The sequence below is a fragment of the Mesorhizobium sp. WSM4813 genome (assembly GCF_055811555.1).
The window spans coordinates 36,848-60,654 of the sequence record NZ_JBVVQU010000015.1 but is presented as its reverse complement, the minus strand read 5'-3'; the positions used below and the strand labels follow the sequence as shown (position 1 = coordinate 60,654).

At 62.7% G+C, this 23,807-nt stretch carries 21 protein-coding genes and 1 riboswitch; of the genes, 8 read left to right on the top strand and 13 right to left on the bottom strand.

The features are described from left to right. Nucleotides 1-77: 77 nt before the first annotated feature. The 5 genes from oiaX to dhaL all read left to right on the top strand — a co-directional run bounded on the left by oiaX (nucleotide 78) and on the right by dhaL (nucleotide 5,187). Entirely contained in the window at nucleotides 78-1,328 is a 1,251-nt protein-coding gene (gene oiaX / locus AC0L25_RS11035; protein ID WP_473595511.1) for a 3-oxo-isoapionate-4-phosphate decarboxylase OiaX, read from the top strand. 4 nt (nucleotides 1,329-1,332) lie between these two features. Beyond that, on the top strand, nucleotides 1,333-2,667 hold the full coding sequence (locus tag AC0L25_RS11030) for a four-carbon acid sugar kinase family protein (RefSeq protein WP_473595510.1): 1,335 nt from the start codon (nucleotides 1,333-1,335) through the stop codon (nucleotides 2,665-2,667). Between the two features lie 32 nt (nucleotides 2,668-2,699). Then, nucleotides 2,700-2,904: riboswitch (FMN riboswitch) on the top strand. Nucleotides 2,905-2,980: 76 nt separating this feature from the next. Continuing rightward, nucleotides 2,981-3,454, top strand: a complete 474-nt coding sequence (locus AC0L25_RS11025) for a 6,7-dimethyl-8-ribityllumazine synthase (protein ID WP_473595509.1) — start codon at nucleotides 2,981-2,983, stop codon at nucleotides 3,452-3,454. Between the two features lie 69 nt (nucleotides 3,455-3,523). Continuing rightward, nucleotides 3,524-4,537, top strand: a complete 1,014-nt coding sequence (locus AC0L25_RS11020; RefSeq protein ID WP_473595508.1) for a dihydroxyacetone kinase subunit DhaK — start codon at nucleotides 3,524-3,526, stop codon at nucleotides 4,535-4,537. Nucleotides 4,538-4,548: 11 nt separating this feature from the next. Continuing rightward, on the top strand, nucleotides 4,549-5,187 hold the full coding sequence (gene dhaL / locus AC0L25_RS11015) for a dihydroxyacetone kinase subunit DhaL (protein WP_473595507.1): 639 nt from the start codon (nucleotides 4,549-4,551) through the stop codon (nucleotides 5,185-5,187). Here the strand turns inward: dhaL and derI are convergent. The 3 genes from derI to AC0L25_RS11000 all read right to left on the bottom strand — a co-directional run bounded on the left by derI (nucleotide 5,184) and on the right by AC0L25_RS11000 (nucleotide 7,291). Continuing rightward, nucleotides 5,184-5,627, bottom strand: a complete 444-nt coding sequence (gene derI, locus AC0L25_RS11010) for a D-erythrulose-4-phosphate isomerase (RefSeq protein WP_095483850.1) — start codon at nucleotides 5,625-5,627, stop codon at nucleotides 5,184-5,186. The two genes, dhaL and derI, sit on opposite strands and share 4 nt — an antisense overlap. Nucleotides 5,628-5,655: 28 nt before the next feature. Continuing rightward, on the bottom strand, nucleotides 5,656-6,414 hold the full coding sequence (locus AC0L25_RS11005; RefSeq protein WP_473595506.1) for a triose-phosphate isomerase: 759 nt from the start codon (nucleotides 6,412-6,414) through the stop codon (nucleotides 5,656-5,658). A gap of 109 nt (nucleotides 6,415-6,523) precedes the next feature. Further along, a complete protein-coding gene (locus AC0L25_RS11000; RefSeq protein ID WP_473595505.1) occupies nucleotides 6,524-7,291 on the bottom strand; it encodes a DeoR/GlpR family DNA-binding transcription regulator in 768 nt (255 codons plus the stop codon). A 288-nt stretch (nucleotides 7,292-7,579) separates the two neighbouring features. Between AC0L25_RS11000 and fba the strand changes: the two genes are divergently transcribed. Beyond that, nucleotides 7,580-8,644, top strand: coding sequence for a class II fructose-bisphosphate aldolase (gene fba, locus AC0L25_RS10995; RefSeq protein ID WP_473595504.1), 1,065 nt, complete (start codon nucleotides 7,580-7,582; stop codon nucleotides 8,642-8,644). Nucleotides 8,645-8,687: 43 nt separating this feature from the next. On the opposite strand, the gene AC0L25_RS10990 is transcribed toward fba, so the two are convergent. The 10 genes from AC0L25_RS10990 to AC0L25_RS10945 all read right to left on the bottom strand — a co-directional run bounded on the left by AC0L25_RS10990 (nucleotide 8,688) and on the right by AC0L25_RS10945 (nucleotide 20,510). Then, a complete protein-coding gene (locus AC0L25_RS10990) occupies nucleotides 8,688-9,629 on the bottom strand; it encodes a sugar phosphate isomerase/epimerase family protein (protein WP_473595503.1) in 942 nt (313 codons plus the stop codon). Beyond that, the gene (locus AC0L25_RS10985) at nucleotides 9,629-11,149 is read right to left on the bottom strand and encodes a glycerol-3-phosphate dehydrogenase (RefSeq protein ID WP_473595502.1); all 1,521 of its coding nucleotides are present in this window, start codon (nucleotides 11,147-11,149) and stop codon (nucleotides 9,629-9,631) included. Before AC0L25_RS10985 ends, AC0L25_RS10990 begins: the two co-directional genes overlap by 1 nt. 49 nt (nucleotides 11,150-11,198) lie before the next feature. Beyond that, a complete protein-coding gene (locus AC0L25_RS10980) occupies nucleotides 11,199-12,239 on the bottom strand; it encodes a 2-hydroxyacid dehydrogenase (RefSeq protein ID WP_473595501.1) in 1,041 nt (346 codons plus the stop codon). Nucleotides 12,240-12,249: 10 nt separating this feature from the next. After that, the gene (locus AC0L25_RS10975) at nucleotides 12,250-13,803 is read right to left on the bottom strand and encodes an FGGY family carbohydrate kinase (protein ID WP_473595500.1); all 1,554 of its coding nucleotides are present in this window, start codon (nucleotides 13,801-13,803) and stop codon (nucleotides 12,250-12,252) included. After that, entirely contained in the window at nucleotides 13,803-14,927 is a 1,125-nt protein-coding gene (locus AC0L25_RS10970) for an ABC transporter ATP-binding protein (protein ID WP_473595499.1), read from the bottom strand. The genes AC0L25_RS10975 and AC0L25_RS10970 overlap by 1 nt, the downstream gene beginning before the upstream one ends. Next, on the bottom strand, nucleotides 14,924-16,042 hold the full coding sequence (locus AC0L25_RS10965; protein WP_473595498.1) for an ABC transporter ATP-binding protein: 1,119 nt from the start codon (nucleotides 16,040-16,042) through the stop codon (nucleotides 14,924-14,926). The genes AC0L25_RS10970 and AC0L25_RS10965 overlap by 4 nt, the downstream gene beginning before the upstream one ends. A 5-nt stretch (nucleotides 16,043-16,047) precedes the next feature. After that, nucleotides 16,048-16,905 carry a carbohydrate ABC transporter permease gene (locus tag AC0L25_RS10960; RefSeq protein WP_473595497.1) on the bottom strand — a complete coding sequence of 286 codons (858 nt, stop codon included), beginning with the start codon at nucleotides 16,903-16,905 and terminating at the stop codon, nucleotides 16,048-16,050. Nucleotides 16,906-16,914: 9 nt separating this feature from the next. Next, complete coding sequence (locus AC0L25_RS10955) at nucleotides 16,915-17,838, bottom strand: carbohydrate ABC transporter permease (RefSeq protein ID WP_352951588.1); 924 nt, start codon at nucleotides 17,836-17,838, stop codon at nucleotides 16,915-16,917. Nucleotides 17,839-18,045: 207 nt separating this feature from the next. Then, complete coding sequence (locus tag AC0L25_RS10950; RefSeq protein ID WP_192357467.1) at nucleotides 18,046-19,491, bottom strand: ABC transporter substrate-binding protein; 1,446 nt, start codon at nucleotides 19,489-19,491, stop codon at nucleotides 18,046-18,048. A gap of 44 nt (nucleotides 19,492-19,535) precedes the next feature. Further along, entirely contained in the window at nucleotides 19,536-20,510 is a 975-nt protein-coding gene (locus tag AC0L25_RS10945; protein ID WP_128284199.1) for a sugar-binding transcriptional regulator, read from the bottom strand. Between the two features lie 460 nt (nucleotides 20,511-20,970). Here AC0L25_RS10945 and AC0L25_RS10940 point away from each other — a divergent pair, with 460 nt between their 5' ends. After that, nucleotides 20,971-22,371, top strand: coding sequence for an SWIM zinc finger family protein (locus AC0L25_RS10940; protein ID WP_473595496.1), 1,401 nt, complete (start codon nucleotides 20,971-20,973; stop codon nucleotides 22,369-22,371). After that, complete coding sequence (locus AC0L25_RS10935) at nucleotides 22,368-23,807, top strand: DUF5691 domain-containing protein (RefSeq protein WP_473595495.1); 1,440 nt, start codon at nucleotides 22,368-22,370, stop codon at nucleotides 23,805-23,807. Before AC0L25_RS10940 ends, AC0L25_RS10935 begins: the two co-directional genes overlap by 4 nt.

Below are 23,807 nucleotides of genomic sequence, written 5' to 3'. Positions count from 1 at the left end.
GCCGAGCAGGATATCGCTTGCAAAACTTATGTACTCATTATACCAGACTTCAAAGATCGGGGAACTTTTTTCGAACCATGATCACCCTCACCTATCGCCTCGAAACCTCAGGCAGCATCGAGGCGCTGGCGGCCAAGATCGCCAGCGACCAGTCGACAGGAACCTTCGTCGCGCTGGCCGGCGAGACCGAAGAGCTCAAGGCGCGGGTGGCGGCGCGCGTCCTGGCGATACGTCATCTGCCGGACATCGATCGCCCGTCCCTTCCCGAAGCCGGCGACGGGCCCATCAAGCGCGCGGATGTCGACATTGCGTTTCCACTGGATGCCATCGGCACAGACCTTTCGGCGCTGATGACCATCGCCATCGGTGGCGCCTTTTCGATCAAGGGCCTGTCCGGCATTCGCGTCGTCGACATGAAGCTGCCGGACGAATACCGAGGCGCGCACCCGGGCCCGCAATTCGGCGTTGCCGGCAGTCGCCGGCTGACCGGTGTGGAGGACCGCCCGATCATCGGGACGATCGTCAAGCCGGCGCTAGGGCTTCGGCCGCACGAAACGGCGGAGATGGTGGGCGAGTTGATTTCCGCCGGCGTCGATTTCATCAAGGACGACGAGAAGCTGATGAGCCCGGCCTATTCGCCGCTGTCGGAACGGGTGAAGGCGATCATGCCGCTCGTCCTCGACCATGAGCAGAAGACCGGTAAAAAGGTCATGTATGCCTTCGGCATCTCGCATGCCGATCCTGACGAGATGATGCGCAACCACGATCTGGTGGCGAAGGCCGGCGGCAATTGCGCGGTGGTCAACATCAACTCCGTCGGCTTCGGCGGCATGGCTTACCTGAGAAAGCGCTCCAGCCTGGTGCTGCACGCCCACCGCAACGGCTGGGACATTCTCACCCGCCATCCCGGCCTCGGTATGGATTTCAAGGTCTGGCAGCAGTTCTGGCGGCTGCTCGGCGTCGATCAATTCCAGATCAATGGCATCGCCTCGAAATATTGGGAGCCGGACTGGTCATTCGTCGAATCCTTCAAGGCGGTGACCACGCCGATCTTTTCGCCGGATGATTGCGCATTGCCGGTCGCCGGCTCCGGCCAGTGGGGCGGACAGGCCCCCGAAACCTTTGAGCGCACCGGCCGAACGGTCGATCTTCTCTATCTCTGCGGCGGCGGCATCGTCAGCCACCCGGACGGGCCGGGTGCCGGCGTGCGCGCCGTGCAGCAAGCCTGGCAGGCAGCGGTCGATGGTATCCCGCTGGCGGAATTCGCGCTCGACCATGTCGAACTGGCGCGATCGATCGAGAAATTCGGCGACGGCAAAGCGGCCTGACGCCATGCAAAACCTGCTTCTCAGCTACTATGGCGACGACCTCACCGGCTCGACCGACGTCATGGAGGCGCTCGAGCTTGGCGGCGTGCCGACCGTGCTGTTCATGCGTCAGCCGGACGAGGCCCTGCTTTCGCAGTTCAGGCATTGCCGTGCCGTCGGCTTGGCCGGCACCAGCCGAAGCGAGACGCCGCAATGGATGCACACGCATCTTAAGCGCGCCTTCACCTGGCTGAAGACCCTGAACGCCGAGATCTGCCACTACAAGGTCTGCTCGACCTTCGATTCCAGCCCGACGATCGGCAGCATCGGCCGGGCGATCGAGATCGGCCGCTCGGTTTTCAGCCAAGACAGCGTGCCGCTAGTGGTCGGCGCGCCGCAGCTCAAGCGCTACACCGCCTTCGGCCATTTGTTCGCCGCTTACCGCGACAAATATTTCCGCATCGACCGCCATCCCGTGATGAGCCGACACCCGACCACACCGATGGATGAATCCGATTTGCTGATCCATCTGTCGCGGCAGACAGACCTCACCTCAGGGCTGGTCGATCTCGCGACGCTGCAGTCGGCGTTCCACTCGGAAGCGCTCGACTGCCTGCTCGCCGACGGCATCAACATCGTGCTTTTGGATGTCGACAACCTGGCAACTCAGGCGCTTGCCGGCAAGGAGATATGGCGCGTTCGCAGGCCGGGCGGCACTTTCGTCGTCGGCTCTTCGGGCATCGAATATGCGCTGCTGGCCGAATGGGCGTCTAACGGGACCGTCAGTGCCGAGCCCAGCTTTTCGCCGCCGGGTGCGGCCGACCGGATCGCGGTGGTCTCGGGCAGTTGTTCGCCGACAACCGAAAGACAGATCCGGCATGCGCTGACCGACGGTTTTGACGGGATCGAGGTGGATCCTGTCGAACTGGTCTCGGAAGCATCCGGCGACGCGATCGCGCGCGCGATCGCGGCCGGCGGTGCCAGCCTGGAAGCCGGACGCAGCGTCGTCCTTTATACCGCCCTGGGTCCCGCAGCCGACCGCGGCGCCGAAATCGACCGGCAGGAAGGCGCCCGCCACAAGCTTGGCCGCGGCCTCGGCGAACTTCTTCGCGAACTGACGATCGAGCAGAAATTACAGCGCGTGATCATCGCCGGCGGCGACACGTCGAGCCATGCACTCGGCCAGATGGGCGTCGATGCGCTGACGGTGCGGATGCCGCTGCCCGCCTCGCCGGGCTCGCCGCTTTGCGTCGCCCACTCGCGCGTCAAAGGAATCGAAGGACTGGAGGTCGCCCTGAAGGGTGGCCAGGTCGGAACCGATCGCTATTTCTGCGCCATCCGCGATGGGCTGGGCGGTTGACAGGATCGCCCTGCCCTTCCATACAACGCCGTTAATGTTCTCAGGGCGGGGTGAAAGTCCCCACCGGCGGTAAGGGCACTTTAAGTTGCGCATGATTCCTTTCCGAAAACCGATTCCGGTTTTCGGGGTCATGCGCTAGGCCCAAGCCCGCGAGCGCTTTCCGGTTAGCCGGAAAGGTCAGCAGATCCGGTGTGATTCCGGAGCCGACGGTCACAGTCCGGATGGAAGAGAACGAACGGAAGACGGTCCGCTTTCGCGGTTCGGATTCCGTATCGTGCGTCCTGATTCTGGTTCGAAACGGAAGGATGGACCCATGAATCAGCATTCCCAGAAAGACTATGAAACGATCCGCGTTGCCGTCATCCGCGCGCGTTGGCACGCCGACATCGTCGACCAGTGCGTCGAAGCATTCGGGGCGGAGCTGGCGGTTCTCGGGGAGAAACGCTTTGCCGTCGATGTCTTCGATGTGCCGGGCGCCTATGAGATTCCCCTGCATGCAAAGACCTTGGCCCAGACCGGTCGCTATGCAGCGATCCTCGGCGCGGCGTTTGTCGTCAATGGCGGCATCTACCGGCATGAATTCGTGGCGGGCGCGGTCATCGACGGCATGATGAACGTGCAACTGTCCACCGGCGTGCCGGTGCTTTCGGCGGTGCTCACCCCGCACAACTACCATGACGGCGCGGACCATCACCGCTTCTTCTTCGAGCACTTCCAGGTCAAGGGCAAAGAGGCAGCCAATGCCTGCGTGCAGATCCTGGCCGCGCGGGAACGCATCGCCGCGTGAAATGTCCGTCCCCGGGTGGAAATCCCGGTAACACGCTGTACTATCTGCGAAAATACCGAAATCGGGAGGATGCAGGTGCAGACCAAGAAGATCATCAATGACGGCAACCGCACCGTCGACGAAATGCTGGAAGGCATCCTGGCCGCGCATCCCCGCCATCTCACAAGCGCTGAGGGAAGTCCGCGCTCCATCATCGCCCGCGATGGACCTCGCCAAGGCAAGGTTGGCCTCGTCATCGGCGGCGGCTCGGGCCACGAGCCGACCTTCCTCGGTTTCGTCGGCAAGGGGCTGGCCGACGCGGCGGCGATCGGCAATGTCTTCGCGTCGCCGCCGCCGGACCCGATCCTCGAATGCGCCAAGGCGGCCAGCGGCGGCGCCGGCGTGCTGTTCATGTATGGCAACTATGCCGGCGATGTGATGAATTTCGACATGGCCGCAGAGATGGCGGCGATGGATCACATCGAGGTGCGCACCGTGCTGACCACCGACGACGTGGCATCGGCGCCGCGTGACCAGCGGCAAAAGCGGCGCGGTGTTGCCGGCAATTTCTTCATCTTCAAGGCTGCCGGTGCCGCCTGCGACCGGATGCTCTCATTCGATGAATGCGAGCGCATCGCCCGGAAAGCCAACGACCACACTTTCACCATGGGGGTGGCGCTGTCGCCCTGTTCGCTGCCGCAGACTCGCCGGCCGAATTTCGAGATCGGACCGGACGAGATGGAGATCGGCATGGGCATTCATGGCGAGCCGGGCATCGCGCGCGGAAACCTGAAAACGGCCGACGAGATCACCGACGAGATGCTGGTCAAGATCCTCGACGAGATGGCGCCGGTGCGTGGCGACAAGGTTGCCGTGCTTGTCAATTCGCTCGGCTCGACGCCGCTGATGGAGCTTTACATCATGAACCGGCGCGTGAAGCGTCGGCTGGATGACATCGGCGTGTCAGTTCACGCGACCTGGGTCGGCAATTATTGCACCTCGCTCGAAATGGCCGGCGCCTCGGTGACGCTGATGCATCTCGATGGCGAATTGCAGACGATGCTCGACCATCCTTGCGACTGCGCCATGTTCCGCGCCGGCTGAACGTGGCATCCATGACCTCCATCGACGCAGCCGATCTGAAAACAATGTTCGATGCGATCGCGGTTGCGATCGAAGCCGACAAGGACAGGCTCTGCCAATTAGACGGCGTCATCGGCGACGCCGATCATGGCATCGCCATGGCGCTCGGCTTTGGCGCGGTGCGCGATACTTTGGCTTTGCTGGACCTCGCGGCGACCGAGCCGACAGCTGTGCTCAACACCGCCGCGAAATCTTTCCTCAACGCTGTCGGTGCCTCGTCAGGTCCGCTCTATGCGACGGCTTTCATGCGTGGTGCGGCCGCCGTCAAGGGCAAGACGACCCTGGCGGATACCGATTTCATCGCCCTGTTCCAGGCGATGGCGCAAGGCATCCAGGATCGCGGCAAGGCCGAGATCGGTGAGAAGACGATGGTCGATGCCTGGCTTCCGGCGGCGCAAGCAGCGGCGGCCGCGCATGCCGCAGGGAAGAGCGTGTCCGAAAGCCTTGCGGCGGCGCTTCAAGCAGCCGAACGGGGCGCCGAGGCGACCAAGAATATGATCGCCGCGAAGGGCCGCTCGTCGCGGCTTGGCGCAAGATCGCTCGGACACATGGATCCTGGCGCCGCGTCGGCCGTCACCGTGATTGGCGCGATGCGGAAAAGCCTGGGTTAGCCCAGCTTCGCCGCGTCCAGCCTGTCGATCGCCTGGACATTGCCGGCCGACGGTCCCTTTTCGTCGAACTCCGATGCGAGCCAGGCATCGACGATCGACTTGGCCAGTTCCGGGCCGATGACGCGCGCACCCATGGTGATGATCTGGGCATTGTTGGATTTCGCAGCGCGCTCCGCCGAATAGGTGTCGTGAGTGAGTGCTGCGCGAATGCCGGGCACCTTGTTGGCCGAGATCGAAACGCCGATGCCGGTGCCGCAAAACAGGATGCCGCGATCGTTCTCGCCGTCGAGGATGGTCTGGGCGAGCTTCTGCGACAGGTCGGCATAGTAGCCTGCCTGGCTGAGGTCGCTGACGGCGAGGCCGGGTTTGGTGGCGAGATGCGCGGCGATGACGTCGAGCAGCGGTTTGCCGGCGCTGTCGGCTCCAATGGCTATTTTCATTTTACTGTCCTTTCCTGTTCATTCGATATTAGATCGCCGCCGAAGCGCGTTGAAGGATGTCGATGTAGCCTTCCGGCTGCCAGGCGGAGCGGCCGATGAACAGCCCGTCGATATGAGGCTGGCCGATCAGTTCAGCGGCATTTTGCGGATTGACGCTGCCGCCATAAAGCACCGGCGGTATGGCCGGCAGAAGATCGCCCGAGATCTTCTTGATCAGCGCCTGCTGTTTGTCAGCATAGTCCGCACTTGCCGGAATGCCCTTGTCGCCAATCGCCCAGACCGGCTCGTAAGCAAACAGGATCGTCGCCGCCTTTGCCTGGCCTTCGAGGTATTGCAGCGCGCCATGCACCTGCAAAGCCAGCACCGCATCGGCCTGACCGCTGTTGCGTTGCGCCAATGTCTCGCCGACGCAGATGAGCGGCACCAGCCCGTGCTTCACCGCCGCTGCGGTCTTGAGGCCGACCGCCTTGTCGGTATCACCGAAATGCTCGCGCCGTTCGCTATGGCCGAGCTCGACGAGGTCGAGCCCGCAATCGGTCAGCATCACGGGCGAGATCTCCCCGGTCCAGGCTCCGGCGTCGGCCCAATGCATGTTCTGGGCACCGACCTTGACCCGCGTCGTCGCCAACGCCTTCTTGATCTCGCGGACCGCCGTGAAGGGTGGGATGACGAAGGGCTGGATGCGATCGTCGAAGCCGGGGATGAACCCCGCCAGCGCCTTGGCGAATTCAGTCGCCTCTGCAAGCGTCTTGTTCATTTTCCAGCTTGTGCCGACCCAGTAAACCACGCGTCCTCCTTCTAGAGCCTGTTCCGTCCCGCGTAGTGGGATGGGGCTCTATCTTCTTCTTTGATCATGATCTTTTCCGAAAACCGGTTCCCACTTTTCGGGATCATGGTTAGTCCTTCTCGACTATTGTTAGCGAAACGCCGGCGCCATCCAACACCTCGCGCATCTGCGATTCCAGTTCGCGACCGGTGAAGACAGTGTCGAATGCCTTGAGATCGGTCAGGAAATGCAGGGCCGTCCGGCCGAACTTGCCGTGATCGACCAGCAGATATTTACGCGCGGCGGCGGCTATCATCAGCCGCTTGGTATGGACCACTTCCTGGTCCTGGTGGAAGGCGGAAGCGCCGTGGATGGCCGACGATGACAGGAAGGCCACATCGGCGCGCAACGATCTCAACGTGTCCTCGGCAAGCAGGCCGAAGAAACCGTGAAACTTCTTGCTGTACTGGCCACCGAGCGCGATCAGGGTGATGCCGCCTACGCCTGCCAGATCCTGGATGACGGCCAGATTATTGGAGATCACCGTCAGTGGGCGGAGATCCGCAAGGTGGCGCGCAATGCCGCCGGCCGTCGAGCCGTCGTCGATGATCACCGTCTGGCCCGGTTCGATCATCGCCACGGCGGCAGCCGCCAGGCGCTGCTTCTCCTCACCGGCCTGCTTCTGACGGTAGCGGAAATCGCTCTCGAACAGGCCGCTCGGCTGAATCGAGGCGCCGCCGCGCACCTTGCGCAGGAAGCCGCTTTCCTCGAGCTCGTCGAGGTCGCGATGGACGGTCATCTTCGATACGCCAAAGCGCGAGGTAAGGTCATCGACACTGGCCGTGCCAGTGTCCATCAGAAAATCCATGATGCCTTGCCGCCGGCCGTCGCTCTTCATTGTAGCCCCTTCCTGAATCCGGCTCGCTGCTAACCGCCGTGGCGGAAAACCGCGAGCCAAAGCCATTATAACAGAGTAAATCGCATAAGCATTCAAATCTTTGAGATATTGTTACATTTGTTTGGGATATTGCTCGCTTCTGATTGCTGTCCTGTAACAAGAATTGCTCCCAGCGCCTTGGCCAAAGGTTGCGGTTCTCTGGAATTCCGGCCAGAAGCATCAATGGGCTGAACGACGACCGGACGGCTCGCAACCATAGGCTTGAAACCAAATACGGGAGACTATTGGGTGGCTCGCATCACATTGAGACAATTGCTCGACCATGCCGCAGAACACGGCTATGGCGTGCCTGCGTTCAACATGAACAATATGGAACAGGGCCTCGCCATCATGGAGGCTGCCGAAGAGACCAAATCGCCGGTCATTCTGCAGGCGAGCCGCGGGGCGCGGGCCTATGCCAACGATGTCGTGCTGGCCAAGCTGATTGACGCTCTGGTCGAAATCCATCCCGATATCCCGGTCTGCATGCATCTCGACCACGGCAACAACGAAGCGACTTGCGTGACCGCGATCCAGTATGGCTTCACCTCGGTAATGATGGACGGATCGCTGAAGGAAGACGGCAAGACGCCGGCCGATTACGCTTACAATTCCGGTATCACGCGGCGCGTCGTCGATATGGCGCATTGGGGCGGCGTTTCGGTGGAAGGCGAGATCGGCGTTCTCGGCTCCCTGGAGATGGGCGGCGGCGAACAGGAAGACGGCCACGGCGTCGAGGGCGCCGTCAGCCACGACCAGTTGCTGACCGATCCGGAGCAGGCGGTGCAGTTCGTCAAGGACACGCATGTCGATGCGCTGGCCGTCGCCATGGGTACCAGCCACGGCGCCTACAAATTCTCGCGCAAGCCGGATGGCGCGGTTCTGGCGATGAACGTGATCGAGGAGATCCACCGCCGCCTGCCGAACATGCATCTCGTCATGCACGGCTCGTCCTCGGTGCCGGAAGAGTTGCAGGAGATCATCAACAAATATGGCGGCCAGATGAAGCCGACATGGGGCGTGCCGGTCGAGGAGATCCAGCGCGGCATCAAGCACGGCGTGCGCAAGATCAACATCGACACCGACAACCGCATGGCGCTGACCGGCGCGATCCGCAAGGTGCTGACCGAGAACCCGAGCGAGTTCGATCCGCGCAAGTACCTGACGCCGGCAATGGCCGCCATGAGGAAGCTGTGCAAGGAGCGCTTCGAGCAGTTCGGCACCGCCGGCAACGCCCCCAAGATCAAGCCGCTGCCGGTCTCGGAAATGGCCAAGCGCTACAAGTCGGGCAGTCTCGACCCGAAATTCGGCTGAAATATTCTGGTTCTGAACAGGAGCCGCATCGGCTCCTGTTCATCTATCCTGTTCGCGGTAAAATCGCCGTCCTGCCGGTCTCGATGAACGGCGCCCAATAATCGACCGACTCGCGGATCATGGTGACGACCTGGTGGTCGACCGGCTCACGTTCGCGAAACGACAGTTCGAGGCAGATCTCGTTGTCGACGCCGCCGCCGCGGCGAACCGTCTCCAGGAATTTTTCCGGCGTGATACGACCGTCCTTGTTGTAGGCGGCAATGAACGGCCAATGGCCGCCCTTGTTCATCGATGACTGCTTGATGTGGATGATCGGCGATATCTTGGGGAACGCTTCGGCCCAGGCGTAGGGGTCGATGTCGGCCGGGTTGCTCGAGGTCACGTCGCCGTGGTCAATATCGACCATCATCTGCAACGGAATGGCCATGCCGGCCGCTTCGATCTGGTTGTGCAGTGCCCGGCAACTCTCGATCGTATGGCCAAACTCGCGGCCGACCGACATCGGCTCCCAGAACAGATAGGTCAATCCGGCCGCCCTGGCGTGCTCGGCGACCTCGCGCCAGCATTCCAGCGCGATATCGAAAAGCCGTGTGCGACGCTCCGGATCGTCGAAATCCCTGTGCGTGAAGATCGCGAACTGGGTGCCCATGCCGCTGGCGCCAAGCTCGGCCGAAATGTCGGCAAAGGTCTTGAACCAATCGACATAGTAGCGGCGGACATCGGCGTCGGGATGGCCGAAATGATTGAGCCTACCGTAGGGGCCGGTCATCCCCGATGTCACGCGCACGCCGGTGCGGTCGAGCGCCGTGCGGAACAGGCGGATGAATTTCGAGATCGTCGCCGCCGGCCAGCCGGGATTGACGAATTCATGCGTGAGCTGCACGTCCCGGATGCCGATGTCGTAGGCGATCGCATCGATCAGATCGTCCGGTTCGGCGAAACGGTTGACCAGCGGATTGGTGTTGAGGGAAAGCGTAAAAGTCATCAGCCTACCTTCGCTAGTCGGCCCGAACACCAGTCCTCGAAGGTGGCTTTTTCTGCGGCGGACAGATGCAGCCCATGCTTGGTGCGCCGTTCGAGAATATCGGCAGCGGTCAGCGCCCATTCGTGCTCGAACAAATAATTGGCTTCGCGTTCGAAAAAGTCCTTGCCGAAGCATCGACCCAGATCGGCGAGCGACTTGGCCGCCCCGACCAGAACGCGTGTCCTGGTGCCGTAGAGCCGGCCATAGTGCTTGACCAGCGACGCCGGCATCCAGAGATATTCGCGGCCGAGGTCGCCGAGAAACTGCTCGAAGTCGGCATCGGCGATATTGCCGCCCGGCAGATGTCCTTTCGACGTCCATGGCTTTCCCATTTTCGGAAAGAAAGGGGCGATCTGGTCCAGCGCATGCTCGGCCAGTTTGCGGAAGGTGGTGATCTTGCCACCGAAGACAGAGAGCAGCGGCGCCTGCCCGACTGAGGCGTCGAGTTCGAAAATATAGTCGCGCGTCACCGCGCTCGGATTGTCGGCGTTGTCGTCATAGAGCGGCCTGACGCCCGAGAACGAGTAGATGACATCGTCGCGGGCAAGTTGGCGCTTGAAGTAGCGGTTGACCACCTTGATCAGGTAGTCGACCTCGCTGGCATCCGCCACTACGTCTTCTGGCCGCCCCTCATAGGGGATGTCGGTAGTGCCGATCAGCGCCAGATCGTTCTGGTAGGGATTGATGAAGATCACGCGCTTGTCGCTGTTCTGAACGAGATAGGCCTGCCGCCCTTCCCAGAATTTCGGCACAACGATGTGGCTGCCCTTGACCAGGCGCACATTCCGTTTGGAGTTCTGGCCGGCCACGCGGTTGATGATGTCGTTGACCCAGGGACCGGCGGCGTTGATCAGCGCCCGTGCCCGAACCGTCGTCCTGACGCCGGTTCGGCTGTCGCGCATCTCCACCGACCATAGGCCGTTTTCACGGCGGGCGGCGGTGCAGGCGGTCCGGGTAAAGACCTTGGCTCTCCGTTCCGCGGCGTCGAGCGCATTGACGATGACGAGGCGGGCGTCGTCGACCCAGCAGTCGGAATATTCGAAACCGCGCTTGAACGCATCCTTGATCGGCGCGCCTTCGGGCGCGGTGCGCAGGTTGAGCGTGCGGGTGGCCGGCAGCCGCTTGCGGCCGCCGAGATGATCGTAGAGGAACAGGCCGAGCCGGACCAGCCAGGCCGGCCGGTCGTCAGGACTGTGCGGCAGCACGAAGCGCATCGGCCAGATGATGTGCGGCGCCGATTCAAGCAGCACTTCGCGCTCGATCAGCGCCTCGCGCACCAGCCGGAATTCGTAATATTCGAGATAGCGCAGCCCGCCATGGACCAGCTTTCCCGATCGCGAGCTGGTGCCTTCGGCCAGATCGTCCTTCTCGCACAGGATTACGGAAAGCCCGCGGCCGGCCGCGTCGCGTGCGATGCCGGCGCCGTTGACGCCACCGCCAATGACGAAGAGATCGACGATTTCAGTGGCGCCGCCGCTCATCTCGCCGGGTCCTCGGTGCCTCGATTGTGTTTCATGGCTGCCGCGATCTTCAGCATGGGTTGACCGGTGGAAGCCTGGCGATGAAGCGGCGCACCTCTTCGGCCGCCTGCTCGGCGGCAAAGGTCACCGTGCGCACCGAGGCGCCGGCGATATGGGGTGTCAGCGTGACGTTCGGAAGCTGCAGCAGCGGCCAGTCGGCAGGCACCGGCTCGACCGCGAACGTCTCCAGCATGGCGCTGCCGATATGGCCTGAGACGAGCGCATCGTAAAGCGCGTCGTAGTCGACCAGCGGCCCGCGCGCGGTGTTGACGAAGATCACCCCCGGCTTCATCCGAGCGATGGTGTCCTTGTTGATCAGCCCGCGGGTCTCTTCGGTTACTCGGGAATGAAGCGTGACCACATCCGAGCGGGACAGGAGATCGTCGAGTGCCACCAGTTCAACGCCGGCATTGCGGTCTTCGGCGCTCAACTGCACATAGGGGTCGGAGACCAGGATTCGGCAGCCGAAGGCGCGCAAAAGGCGGACCAGTCGGGTGCCGATGTTGCCGTAGCCGATGACGCCGACGGTCATTTCGTTGAGCTCGCGGCCGGTGCGATCGGCCCGGTAGAGGTCACCGCGCCATTCCCCCTTGCGCAAAGCTTCATGCCCGACCCGGATCAGCCGCGTCTCGGCCAGGATGGCGCCGATGGTGAACTCGGCAACCGCACTCGCATTGCGGCCCGGCACGTTGACCACGGTGATGCCATGAGCCTTGGCGGCAGCCATGTCGATGTTGATCGGGCCGCCGCGCGAGACCGCAACCAGCTTCAGTGCCGGCAGACGCTGCATCATCGTCTCGGAGAGCGGCGCAAGCTGCGTGACGAAGATCTCGGCGTCGCCGATGAAATCGACTACCTCGTCCGGATCGCCAAAATATTCCTTGACCTTGTCGAGGCCGAGCGCCGCATTGCCGAACTGCATCGGCTCGTCGGGCCATGCCGCCTCGAGCGTGCGGATGTCGAGATTGTCGCCGCAGGCCTTCTCGATTTTCTCGCGAAACACTTGGGGAAGCATGAAGCGGTCGCCAATGATTGCAATCTTCTTACGCATGCTCGACTTCTCAGTTTGCCTTGGATGCGGCCATCGACCGCCAGACCGGCCGCAGCGCCTCATGCGCCAAAGTGTAGGACGGAACCGCCCGCTCATAGATCGCGGCAAGTTTGGGGTCGCTCGGCTCCGCCGCACCCAGCAGCGGCGTGACCCACTCGCCGACGCATTCGTCCATCGACTGGTATTGGCCGACGCAAACCGCGGCGATCATCGCGGCGCCCGCCGCACCAGCTTCCTCGCGCTCGCTGGTGCGAATGTCGGCGCCGACGACAGCACCCAGGATCTTGCGCAGGGCCGGGCTTCTGGCCGCACCGCCGGTCAGCCGGATTTCGTTCGGCAGCGGCCCCATGGCGGCGTAGCAATCGCGCGACGCGAATGCCAGTCCCTCGAAAACAGCGCGGACCATGTCGGCATAACCGTGCCGCGACGAAATGCCGACGAAGCCGGCCCTGGCGTTGGCATCGACGAACGGCCCGCGCTCGCCGGCCTCCGACACGTAGGGCTGATAGAGCAGCGAGGCGGGCTCGGATACGGATATCCACTGATCGACCAGCGCGATCATCTCGCCATTGGTGCGGGTGATGCCTTGCGAGGCGAGGATGCCGGAGGCGAGGCTAAGGATCCAATCGATGTTGAGCGTCGCTGCCATGTTCGACTGCATCTGCGCAAAGACGCCGGGCGCCGGCATCGTCATCGTGTAGCCGGTCGCCGCCTCGTTGAGCAGCACCTCGTCCGGCGTCTGCGCAAGCCGCATATGCATGCCGGTAGAGCCGATGATGGAGCAGCCGGGCTTGCGCTCGCGGTCGAGCAGGCCGGCGCCGAGCGCGGTGCAGGCCACGTCGACATAGGCCAGCACCACCGGCGTACCGGAAAGCAGCCCGGTCACTTCGGCAGCCGCCGCCGACAGGCAGGCGCTATGCCTGGTGCCGTCGACGATCGGCGGCAGCAGATGCCTGAGATCGGCGACGCCGAGCACCTCAAGCACCTCGTCGCAATAGCCACGGGTGCGGAAGTCGCCGAAGGTGAAGGTGCCCTCGGATGGATCGGTGGCGCGTTCGCCGGTCAGCTTGAAATAGAGCCAGTCCTTGCAATGGAATGCCGTCGCGGCGCCGGCAAGCCTGTCGGGCGCGCTGCGCTTCATGAAGGCAAGCTGCGGCCCCTGCTGACAGGCGGCGAGCCCGCTGCCGGTCTTTTCGAAACGAAGCCGGTCATCGGGCCGCGCACGGATCTCCTCGACGATCGCGGCAGCGCGCGCATCGAGCCACAGCCAGCCCTTGGCGATCGGCTCACCGTCCTTGTCGATCAGCCAGGTGCCATCGCCCTGCCCGGTCACGGCGATGGCAATGGTACGCCTGGCAAGGTCCGGCACTTTGTCGGCAAGCTGGCGTAAGGTAGTCGCGGTATCGGCCCAGGTGCGCGCCAGATCCTGCTCGGCCCCGCCACCCGGCAAGGTCTCATACCGGTTCGGCACCGCCGCGGCCGCGAGCTGCCGGCCCGTCGTGTCGAAGGCGACGGATTTGATGACAGACGTGCCGGCATCGATGCCGATCAGCACATCCCGCATCAGGCAAGCTCCATGCCGTGCGAAATGGCCATGCCGCTGGACTGATCGAAGACGTGCAGGTTTTTCGGATCGATGCTGATATTAATCGGCGCGCCAAGCTCCAGCCGGGTCCGGTCATGCTCGACCAGGACAAGCGAACCGCCGGCGAAATCCGCCGCGATATGCGTCTGATCGCCGAGCCATTGGTTGGCCGATACCGTGGCCGGCACGCCGTCCTTAGAACGGCGAACCGCATAGGGCCTGATACCGATGACGACCCGCTCCCGTTTGAGCAATTCGTCGCGAACCGAGCCGCTGAACGCGTCCTTGTCATAGTCGAGTGAAAGCCCATCGGGCAGTCGCAGATTGATCTTGTCTGCAGCCGTGCCGACATAGGCCTCGAAGACATTCATCGGCGGCTCGCCAACGAAGGTGCCGGTGAACAGGTTTGCCGGCCGCTGCTTGAGCATGTCGGGCGTGTCGAACTGCTGCAGCACGCCGCCTTCCATCACCGCGATCCGGTCGGCCAATGCATTGGCCTCGGTCTGGTCGTGGGTGACCAGGATCGCGGTCAGGCCGCGCTCCTTGATGAAGTGCTTGATGCGGCCGCGCAGCACGGCGCGAAGCTGCGGTTCGAGCTGGCCCATCGGTTCATCCAGCAGATGCAGATCGGCCTTGCGGATCAGCGCCCGGCCCAGGCTGGCGCGTTGCTGCTGGCCGCCGGAGATGGAGCTCGGATAGCGCTCCAGAATGTCCTCGATCTCGAGCAGCTTGGCGATGCTGGCAACCTTCGCATCGACCTCGCTTTTCGGCAGCTTGGCCGCCTTCAGCGCAAACGCCATGTTCTCGCGCACGGTCAGCGGCGGATAGAGCGAATAGCCCTCGAACGCCATCGCCACATTGCGCTTGACCGGCGGCAGCGTGTGCACCCTGCGCCCGGCAACCGAGATGGTGCCGCGCGAGACCTCTTCGAAGCCGGCGATCATGCGCAATGTCGAGGTCTTGCCGCAACCGGACGAGCCGAGCAGTGCGACGATCTCACCCCGGTCGATTTCCATCGTCAGATTCTGAACGGCATGCACGCCCCTGTCGATCGGACCGTAGAACTTGTCGACACCTGAAATGGCGAGTGCGCCCTGGCTCATGCCGCTTCTCCGCTGCGCAAATTGACGATGTTCTTCGAGCCGATACGGTCGCCGCTGGCACGATCGAACAAAAGCGCGCTTTTGCTGTCGACGCCGATATGGGCCCTGCCCTCTGTTTGACCCGGTGTCCCGGCCGGACGGGAGACCAGGATTTCGCGCCCGCGCACGGTGCGCACCAGCGTGACGATCTTTTCGTTGAGCGGCGTCTCGGCCTCGACCGTGACCGGAATGGCGGCCGGCGTGCGTTCGTCGACGAAGCTCAGCGCTTCCGGTCTTAGGCCGATCACGCAGTCGCGACCGACCGCCGTCTCGTAGGCACCCGCCAGATGGACCTGGACATTCGACAGGCCGACATAGATGCCCTTGGTATCGCGCGACGGCTTGACGTCGAGCAGGTTTATTGTCGGGTCGCCGAACAGCCGCGCGATCTCGATGTTTGCCGGCTCACGATAGATCTGCTCGGGTGTGCCGAGCTGCTTGATGACACCTTGCGACATCACCGCGATGCGATCGCCAAGTGCCATGGCTTCCTTATAATCCTGGGTGACGTAAACGACGGTCGCGCCACGGTCGGCCAGCAGCCTCGGCAGTTCGAGCCGCATCTCGAAGCGCAGTTTGGCATCGACATTGCGCAGAGGATCGTCGAGCAGAAGCACCGGCGGCGAGCCGACCAGAGCGCGGGCAAGCGCGGTGCGCTGCTTCTGGCCGTTGGACAGCGCCCGTGGTTTATGGCTGAGCACGTGACCAATCTTCAGCAGCTTGGCGACGCCCTCGACGCCCGCTTTCATCGCGCTCTGCGACGAGCGCTTGGCCTGAAGCGGCGTGGCAATGTTGTCGAAGGCGGTCATGTGCGGAAACAGCGCGAAATTCTGAAACGCCATGCCGACGCCGCGGAACTCGGCATCGAGGTCGGTCATGTCCTCGCCGCCGATAAAGATCTTTCCCTCATCGGGGTCGATGACGCCGGCGACGAGCCGCAGCAGCACTGTCTTGCCGGCGCCGGACGGTCCGAACAGGACCAGGGTTTCGCCGTCGGCGACAGTCAGCGACAGATTGTCGAGGACAGTCTGGCTCTTGTAGCGCTTGACGACATTTCGCAGTTCGAGGCTGGCCATGAGAACTATCCCTTTACCGCGCCGAGCGACAGGCCTTCGACAAGATAGCGCTGTGCATAGAGGGCGAGCGCCAGCGTCGGCGTGATCGACAGCACGATCGCCGCCGAGATCTGGCCATACTGGATGCCGGAGGAGGTGATGAAGGCCAGCGCGCCGACCGTCACCGGCTGCTTGTCGGCCGAGGCGAGCACGAGGGCAAAGACAAAATTGTTCCAAGCGAAGATGAAAGCGAGCAGGCCGGCAGCCGCAATGCCCGGGCCGGCGAGCGGCAGCGCGATCTTGCGGAAGGTGGCGAACCAGGAATGACCGGCAATGCGATAGGCGTATTCGATGTCGGCCGGGATGTCCTCGAAATAGCCGCGCACGATCCATAGAATCAACGGCAGGCAGATCAGCTGGTAGACCCAGATCAGCCCGATATAGGTGTTGGCCAATCCAAGCTTCTGGAAATAGAGGGTCAGCGGCAGGAGCACCAGCAGCGCCGGCGCAAACCGGAACGACAGCAGCGTGAACGCGATGTCCTCCGAGCCGCGGAACTTATGCCGTGCAAAGGCGTAAGCGGCCGGAACACCGAGCAGCAGCGCGACGGCGACCGAGGTGACCGACAGGAACACCGAATTCCACAGGTTGCGCATGAAGGCGATGTCGAGCGTGCCGGCCGCCGTCGTCAGCTTTCCGGTGATCAGCGCGGTGTAGTTGGCCAGCGTTGGCTTGAAGACAAGCTGTGGCGGAATCCGCAGGATGGTCTCGTTGGTCTGGAACGACATCATAAGGATCCAGACGATCGGGAACATGAAGAAGATCACGACCAGCGTCAGTGCTGCGCCGCGCAGGATGCGTTCGAGAAGCGAGGTGTGTTCCATCTCAGCCTCCTATGCCTGGCCGCGGGCGCGTTCGCGCAGCCGCAGCCAGTTCTTGATGAAGATGTTCGACAGGAAATAGGTGATCGCCCAAAGGATGATCATCAGCGCCGCCGAGCGGCCGACATTGGTCGACTGGAAGAAGTTGAGATAGGCCTCGACCTGGAAGACGGTCAGCGTATCGCCCGGACCGCCTTGGGTCATGGCATAGATGATGTCGAACTGCTGGATGGAATCCAGCAGGCGGAACAGCGTCGCTGTCAGGATGTAGGGCGTCAGCATCGGCAAGGTGATGCGGAAGAACACGAAACTCCGCGGCACGCCGTCAAGTGCTGCCGCCTCGAAGGGCTGCGTCGGCAGGCTGCGCAGGCCGGCAAGCAGCAGGATCATGATGAAGGGCGTGTAGACCCAGATGTCGACAAGAACCACGGTGAAAAGTGCGGTCGACGGAGACGAGGCCCAGCGGAAATCCTGCAGTCCGATCAGGCTGGCGAGATAGCTCAGCACGCCGAAGCCGGGATTGGTCATCAGCTTCCACATCAGCGCGGCAAGCGCCGGCGCCGTCATCAGCGGCATCAACAGCATGATCGAGATGAAATTGTTCAGCGTCGAGCGCTTCTGCAGCAGCATGGCGATGCCGAGACCGAGAAGCAATTCGAGCAGGACGGTGATACCGGCATAGAGCAGCGATATCTCCAGCGTGTTCCAGAACCTCGGGTCAGTGAAAAAGGAGATATAGTTGTCGCCCCAGTTGAACTGCCGCGCCCAGGGCTGGCTCAGCCGGTAGCGCTGGAACGAATAGACCACAGATGTGAAGAACGGGATCAGGATGCCGATGCAGACGAGCAAGGCCGGCAGGCTAAGCACATAGGGCAGCACCTTCTTGCTGATCCTGAAGCCGGAAGGCCTTTTTCTTTGCATTGTCACCGCAGTCATCGTGGCTCACCCGTCATCTCTGTTGCTTCGCCCTGCCGGCCGCCCAGGGAGCTAGGCGGCCGGTTGGGCGAGTCGCGGCACCGCCAGTGTTTGAGCATCGGATTTCCCCAAAACCGGTTTCCACTTTTGGGTCCGATGCTCCAGGCGCCGCTTCGCAGTGGAATGGCCGGCTGGCCCACAGAAGCGGGCCAGCCGTTCGCCGGGACTTTAGCCGAGCCCGGCTTCCTTGAGCTGGCCGTCGACGCTGGTGGCCAGCATGTCGAGGCCTTCGTCGACCGGCACTTCCTTGGCCACCATCTTCTGCAGCGTCGCCGCCCATTCGGTGGTCAAATCGAAGAACAGCGGCTGCGGGGTGAACTTGATGCTGGCGCCCGGCGCCGAGACGTCGAACATCTCGACATAACCCGGATAGCTCTTGTTCAGCTTCTCGCGGAACATCTGGTCGTTCCAGACCGACTGACGGACCGGATTGACGAAGTCCATCTTGGTCGCACCGAACAACGCATGCTCGGGCCCGGATGCCCATTGCATGAAGTACCAGGTGGCGTCCTTGTCCTTCGAGAAATTGGACATCGACAGCGACCAGATCCAGATATTGGGCGTCGGCGCTTTGGCGGCGGGATTGGCCTTGAAGGCAGAGAAGGCGAGCTTGCCCGCCATCTTGTTGTCGCCGCCGTTCATGAAGTAGCCGAGAATGTCGGCGTCGAAGATCATCGCCGAGGCGCCGGCGCCAAGGTCGGTGCCGACCTGATACCAGGTGTAGGTCGACCAGTCCTTGGGGCCGCTCTCCTGGATCATCTGGACCCATTGCTTGTGGAAGGCCTTGGATTCGGCGGTGTTCATCGCGGCCGACAATTTGCCGTCAGCCGAGACGTTCAGGTCCTTCTGGTCAAAGTTGGCGTAGGCCGACAGGAAGCCGGGATGGATCGTCGCCCAGGAGCGCGAGCCGCGCACGCCGATGCCGTAGACGCCACCACCGACATCCTTGGTGAGCTTGGCCGCCGTAGCGACCATCTCGTCCATATTGCCGGGAACGCTGACGCCGACCTTGTCGAACATACCCTTATTGTAGGTGATGTTGTTCTGTTCGAAGCCCCACGGAATGCACCACTGCTTGGCGTCGTCGGAACCGAGCACGCCGCCAGGCTGACCGTTCCAGGCGCAGGACTTCCTGACACCGGGCAGGAAGTCGTCCCAGGCATAGTTCACGTTGGTCTTGGTCGGATCCTTGATCCACTCGTTAAGGTCGGTGATCCAGCCGGCCGGGCCATAGGTCCAGGTCATGTAGGCGCCGGTCATGAAGGCATCGTATTCAGGCGAGCTGGCCGACAGCGCAGCGGTGACCTTGTCGAAATAAACATCCTCCGGGAAGACGTCGTAGACGACTTCCATGCCGGTCAACTTTTTGAAATTCTCAAGGTTGGCGATCATCGCATCCGCGTAAGGATGCTTGTTGAGCAAGAGCTTGATGGTCTTGCCCTTGTGCGCCTGCCAGTCGAAATCTGCCGCCAGCGCACGGGTCTGCCCCAGATTGAGCAGCGTGCCGGCTGTGCCAGCGGCAAGGCCCATGGCGCCAAGGCCCTTGATCAGCCCACGACGATCGACTTGTCCGCGCAGGAACGCGTCGATCAGGTCTTTCTCTTTCTCATGCATTTGTCTTCTCCTCCACAGGGTAGTTTCAATCGAATGGTTGCCGGCTACCCGACCGGCGTCTGCTCCACGAGTGATCGCGCCGTCCGCTCATCGGTGACCAAGCCCTTGAGATAGCGGCCCTCCAACACCGATTTGATGGCACGAACCTTCACCTTGCCGCCGGCAACGGCGACAATCCTGCGATTGCTGATGTCTTCGCGCGCCAGCGCCAGCGCCCGGTTGGAAAGGGTCGTCTCGACCGCCTTTCCAGCATCGTCGAAGAAATGGCCGAGCAGTTCGCCGACGCCGCCCTTGCGGCGGATCTCCTCCATCTCACCCTTCTCGATCATACCGGTGGCGACCAGCGACGCCTCGCGCTCGGCGGTGCCGATACCGGCTATGAGCAGGTCGGCGGCCTTGCCGAGATCGAAGACCTCGCTGATGCCTTTCTGCCCGAGCAGCACGGTGCGATCCTCGACCGTGTTGGCGAACATCGGCACCGGCATCACATAGGCTTCCGCGCCGGTCCGTTCGGCCAGGCGGTGAATGACGTCGTGCGGATTGGCCGAGAACTTGCGCGTCAGGCCGCCAAGCAGCGAAACGAAGCGGGTCTTTTCGGCCGATATGCGCGGCAGATATTCGACGCAGGCAGCGAGCGTGCGGCCGTGACCGACGCCGATCAGCGTATCCTCGCCGCGTTCGATCTCACGCTTGAGGAACTGCGCGCCGGCAATGCCGAGCGCCTTGAGCGGCAGGTCTTCGCCATCGAAGTCGGGAACGACCTCGCAATAATCGAGGCCGTAGCGGCTGGACAAATCGTCTTCAAGCGCAACGCATTCCGACACTTCGCCGTCGATATAGACTTTGACCAACCCTTCCTGATTGGCCTTGGTGATGAGGCGATGCGCCTTGAGGCTGGTCAGGCCAAGCCGCTTGGCGACCTCCGACTGGGTCAGGCCGCCAGCATAATGAAGCCAGGCGGCACGCGTGGCCATACTGGTTTCATCGTCGCGCAGGAGGCCGTTTCCAAAACCAACCATTTCCGTCCTAAGATATTTTTATCAGTTGGTGCAAAATTTTTCACAAGCCGCCGCTGGAGTCAAGCGCCGCGTGGTTCAAGTTGCACAAAAAGGCGCCAAAAAGATCCAGCCCGCTGGAGAGCGATCGTGCAGGTTTGGGCCCATTGAAGTGTCGGGGCAGTCGAACTGATGGGCAAAGGCTGAAGGGCTCGCTCCAGCGAACCAGTTGCATGGGCCACCAGGGCCTGCCCCGCCGCCAGACACTGAGCGCATAGCTGGAGTTGGCAAACGCCGCGTCTTGCTGAAAATCCTCTGCCTGCCGAACGGCGGTAGACCGCGCTTGCGGATCAGGCGGATTCGGGCACATTAGAACAGGGGCAGAGACGTATCGATCTTCGCTTCGCGAGAGCTACAATAATTCTTCACAAACGGCGATCTATCCTGACGACAGGCGTTTGGTTCGAGTCACGAGGGGCGCGGCTTGGAATTCGATTTGAAGACCATTGAGGCGCTTGCTCCCGATCAGGCGTCGCTGAGCGCCGCCTCCAAGCTGACCAAGCGATCGAACTGGCCGCGGCTCGAAAAGAATGAGCAGCAGGCGCTCATCTGGGGTGAATGCCAGGGCTCCGGCTCCAATCCCTATCGGGTGGTGGTCGACACAGGCGATCACGGCTACAAATGCACCTGCCCGTCGCGAAAATTCCCGTGCAAGCACACGCTGGCCCTGATGTGGATTGCCGCCACCGCGCCAGCCAGTTTTGCAGCCGCTGAATCGACGCCGGAATGGGTGAATGATTGGCTTGGCCGGCGCAGAAAGACGACGCCAGCGCCAGCGCAATCGACACACGGCGCGGCAGCCAAGAGCATCGATGAAGCAGCACGGACGGACGAGCGCGCCGCCGTCGAAGACGTTACGGCGGTGGAGCGCCGCGAGGCAGCGCAGCGCAAGCGGGCGGAAGACACACGACAAGCAGTGTCGGCGGCGCTCGATGAGCTCGACCATTGGATCGCCGACCAGTTGCGGCTTGGTCTTTCCGGGTTTGTCGACGGCAGCAGCGACCGTTGCCGCCGGATTGCCGCGCGGCTGGTCGACATGAAGGCAACCGCGCTTGCCGGCCGCATCGACGAGATCCCTTCGCGGCTGATGGCGCTGCGGAGCGAAGAAAGACCGGATGCGGCGATCCGTGAGCTTGGCAAGCTTGTGCTGCTGGCCAAGGCATGGCGGGCGGCGCCGGATGATCCCGAATTGAAGCGCCTCGTATCGACATCGGAAACCCGCGAACAGGTTCTGGCCAGTCCCGATGCAAGACAGGTCGAAAGCTTCTGGGAAGTTCTGGGCGAGAAGATCGAGAGCCGCCGCGACGGTCTCGTCAGTCATTCGACCTGGCTGCTGGACCTGAAGAGCGCTACCCCGCAATTTGCCGTGCTGCTCGACTATTTTCCGGCTTCTGCCGGGCGCCGGTCCAACGCTTTTGCTCCGGGTGATCGTTTCGATGCCCGGCTGGTGTTCTATCCAGCCCGCAAACCGCTGCGCGCATTGGTGGCGGAACGCTTGGGTGAAGTGATGTCCGGCGCATGGCCTGATTTCAGCTTGGGCGCTACAAAGGACCCACTCGCCGGGCATGCTTCCTATCAGGATGCAGCGCCTTGGATTACCGATTGTCCTCTCATGCTGCCGCTTGGTGCGATCCTAGTCGACGACCGCGGCACAGGCTGGTGGCAGGCCGCGGATGATCCGCAAGGGATCGCCTTGCCGATCGCAGGCGCTGTCAATCAAACATTGCTCGGCCTCGACCTTGCGGCCACGGCAGCGCTCTGGGATGGCGCCCGGCTTGACCTTCTGGCGGCGCAAAGCAGATTCGGGAGGCTTGACCTGTCGTGAATGAGGGCGAGCAAGCAGGCCTGGCGACAATGCGCGATTGCTGGATCACCGGCGGAGCCACTTTCGATCTGGCTCCGACCGCCTGGAAGACAATCGCCGGCAGTGCAAGTCCCGACGAGCAGGAGCGCCGGCTGCTGGCAATCGCAGCGCAAGCGCTCGACGTCGCCCTGCGGCCTGCGGCGCCGAAGACGCTCAGGCGGCGGCCGCCGCTGCCCAGGCTTGCGCTTCCTATGCTGCCGGAGCGGTTGCGGCCGCTGTTGAGAGGGGCTCTGAAACACGCCGCCGACGCGGGACGCAAGACGCGCGTGGTGACGCTTGTCGCCAGCCGCGGCTTTGTCCTTCATCCGATGGACTGGATGCCTTCGGATCAGAACAGTCCGGACGTCTACGTCCCCTGGATCGACTGGCAAGCAAGCGTGGACGGGGAGAGACATGCCCCGCAAGAGAAACTGACGGCGGAAAATTGGGATGAATTCTATCCTGCCGCGCGACGCATCGCGCTGGCAGACATGCGCCGCAGTGAACCGGCTTCGGCTCGAATGCTGATCGAGGCCAAGGCATCGGGCGAGCCCGCCGAGGTCCGGCTTGCGCTGATCGAACTCATGCGCTTCGGCCTGAAACCTGAGGACGCGCCGTTCCTTAAAAGCCTCTCCGCCGACAGGTCCGGCAAGGTGCGCGAACTGGCTGGCCGGCTGCTGGCAAGGTTGGGAGAGCACGGCCGTTCAAACGATGGCGGACCGGATGATCCCGCAGCTGAACTCGCCACTTTCATCAGCGAAGGCAAATCCGGCTTCATCCGCCGCCGCAGCATCTACACGCCGGCGAAATTGAAATCGCCGGCGCAGGAAAAGCGCCGTGCCGAATTGTTCGAGACCTGCAATCTGGTCGACCTTGCCGCACGGTTGGGCGCTACCGAACCCGAATTCATAGGGGCCTGGCAGTTCGGCGCCGACAACAATGCCGACATCCTGATCGCACGAATGGTCGCCGCTTCAGGCAGTGATGCCGCGGTGACGCTGATGGCGGACGCGCTTGTCGCCGATGGCGGCAAACCAGCGCTGTTCGTACTGCACCTCACGCCGCGCCTGGACAGTCGCAGAAAACGAGCCCTCGTCCGGCTGATCCTCAAGCAAGCGAATTACCTCAACGCCATCAATCTGGCGGAAGGCATTGATGCTGGTTGGCTGGATTGGGACGACCTTTCGAACGGGCCAGCTCTTCCGGCGCTGCGTTCCGCCGTTGCGGGAAACGACGACGCCATGCGCCGGGGCGCCGACGATATACTGGAAACGATCGGCTTCCTTGCCACAGCGACCACGGCGGCAAAATTGATCGACGAGGTCGTCGCAGCCGGCATGCCGCCCGCAGCCCCATCACTCAGTGTCCTGCGTCTCAACGCGGCGCTGGCCGAACATCAGCCTAGAACCGACACATGA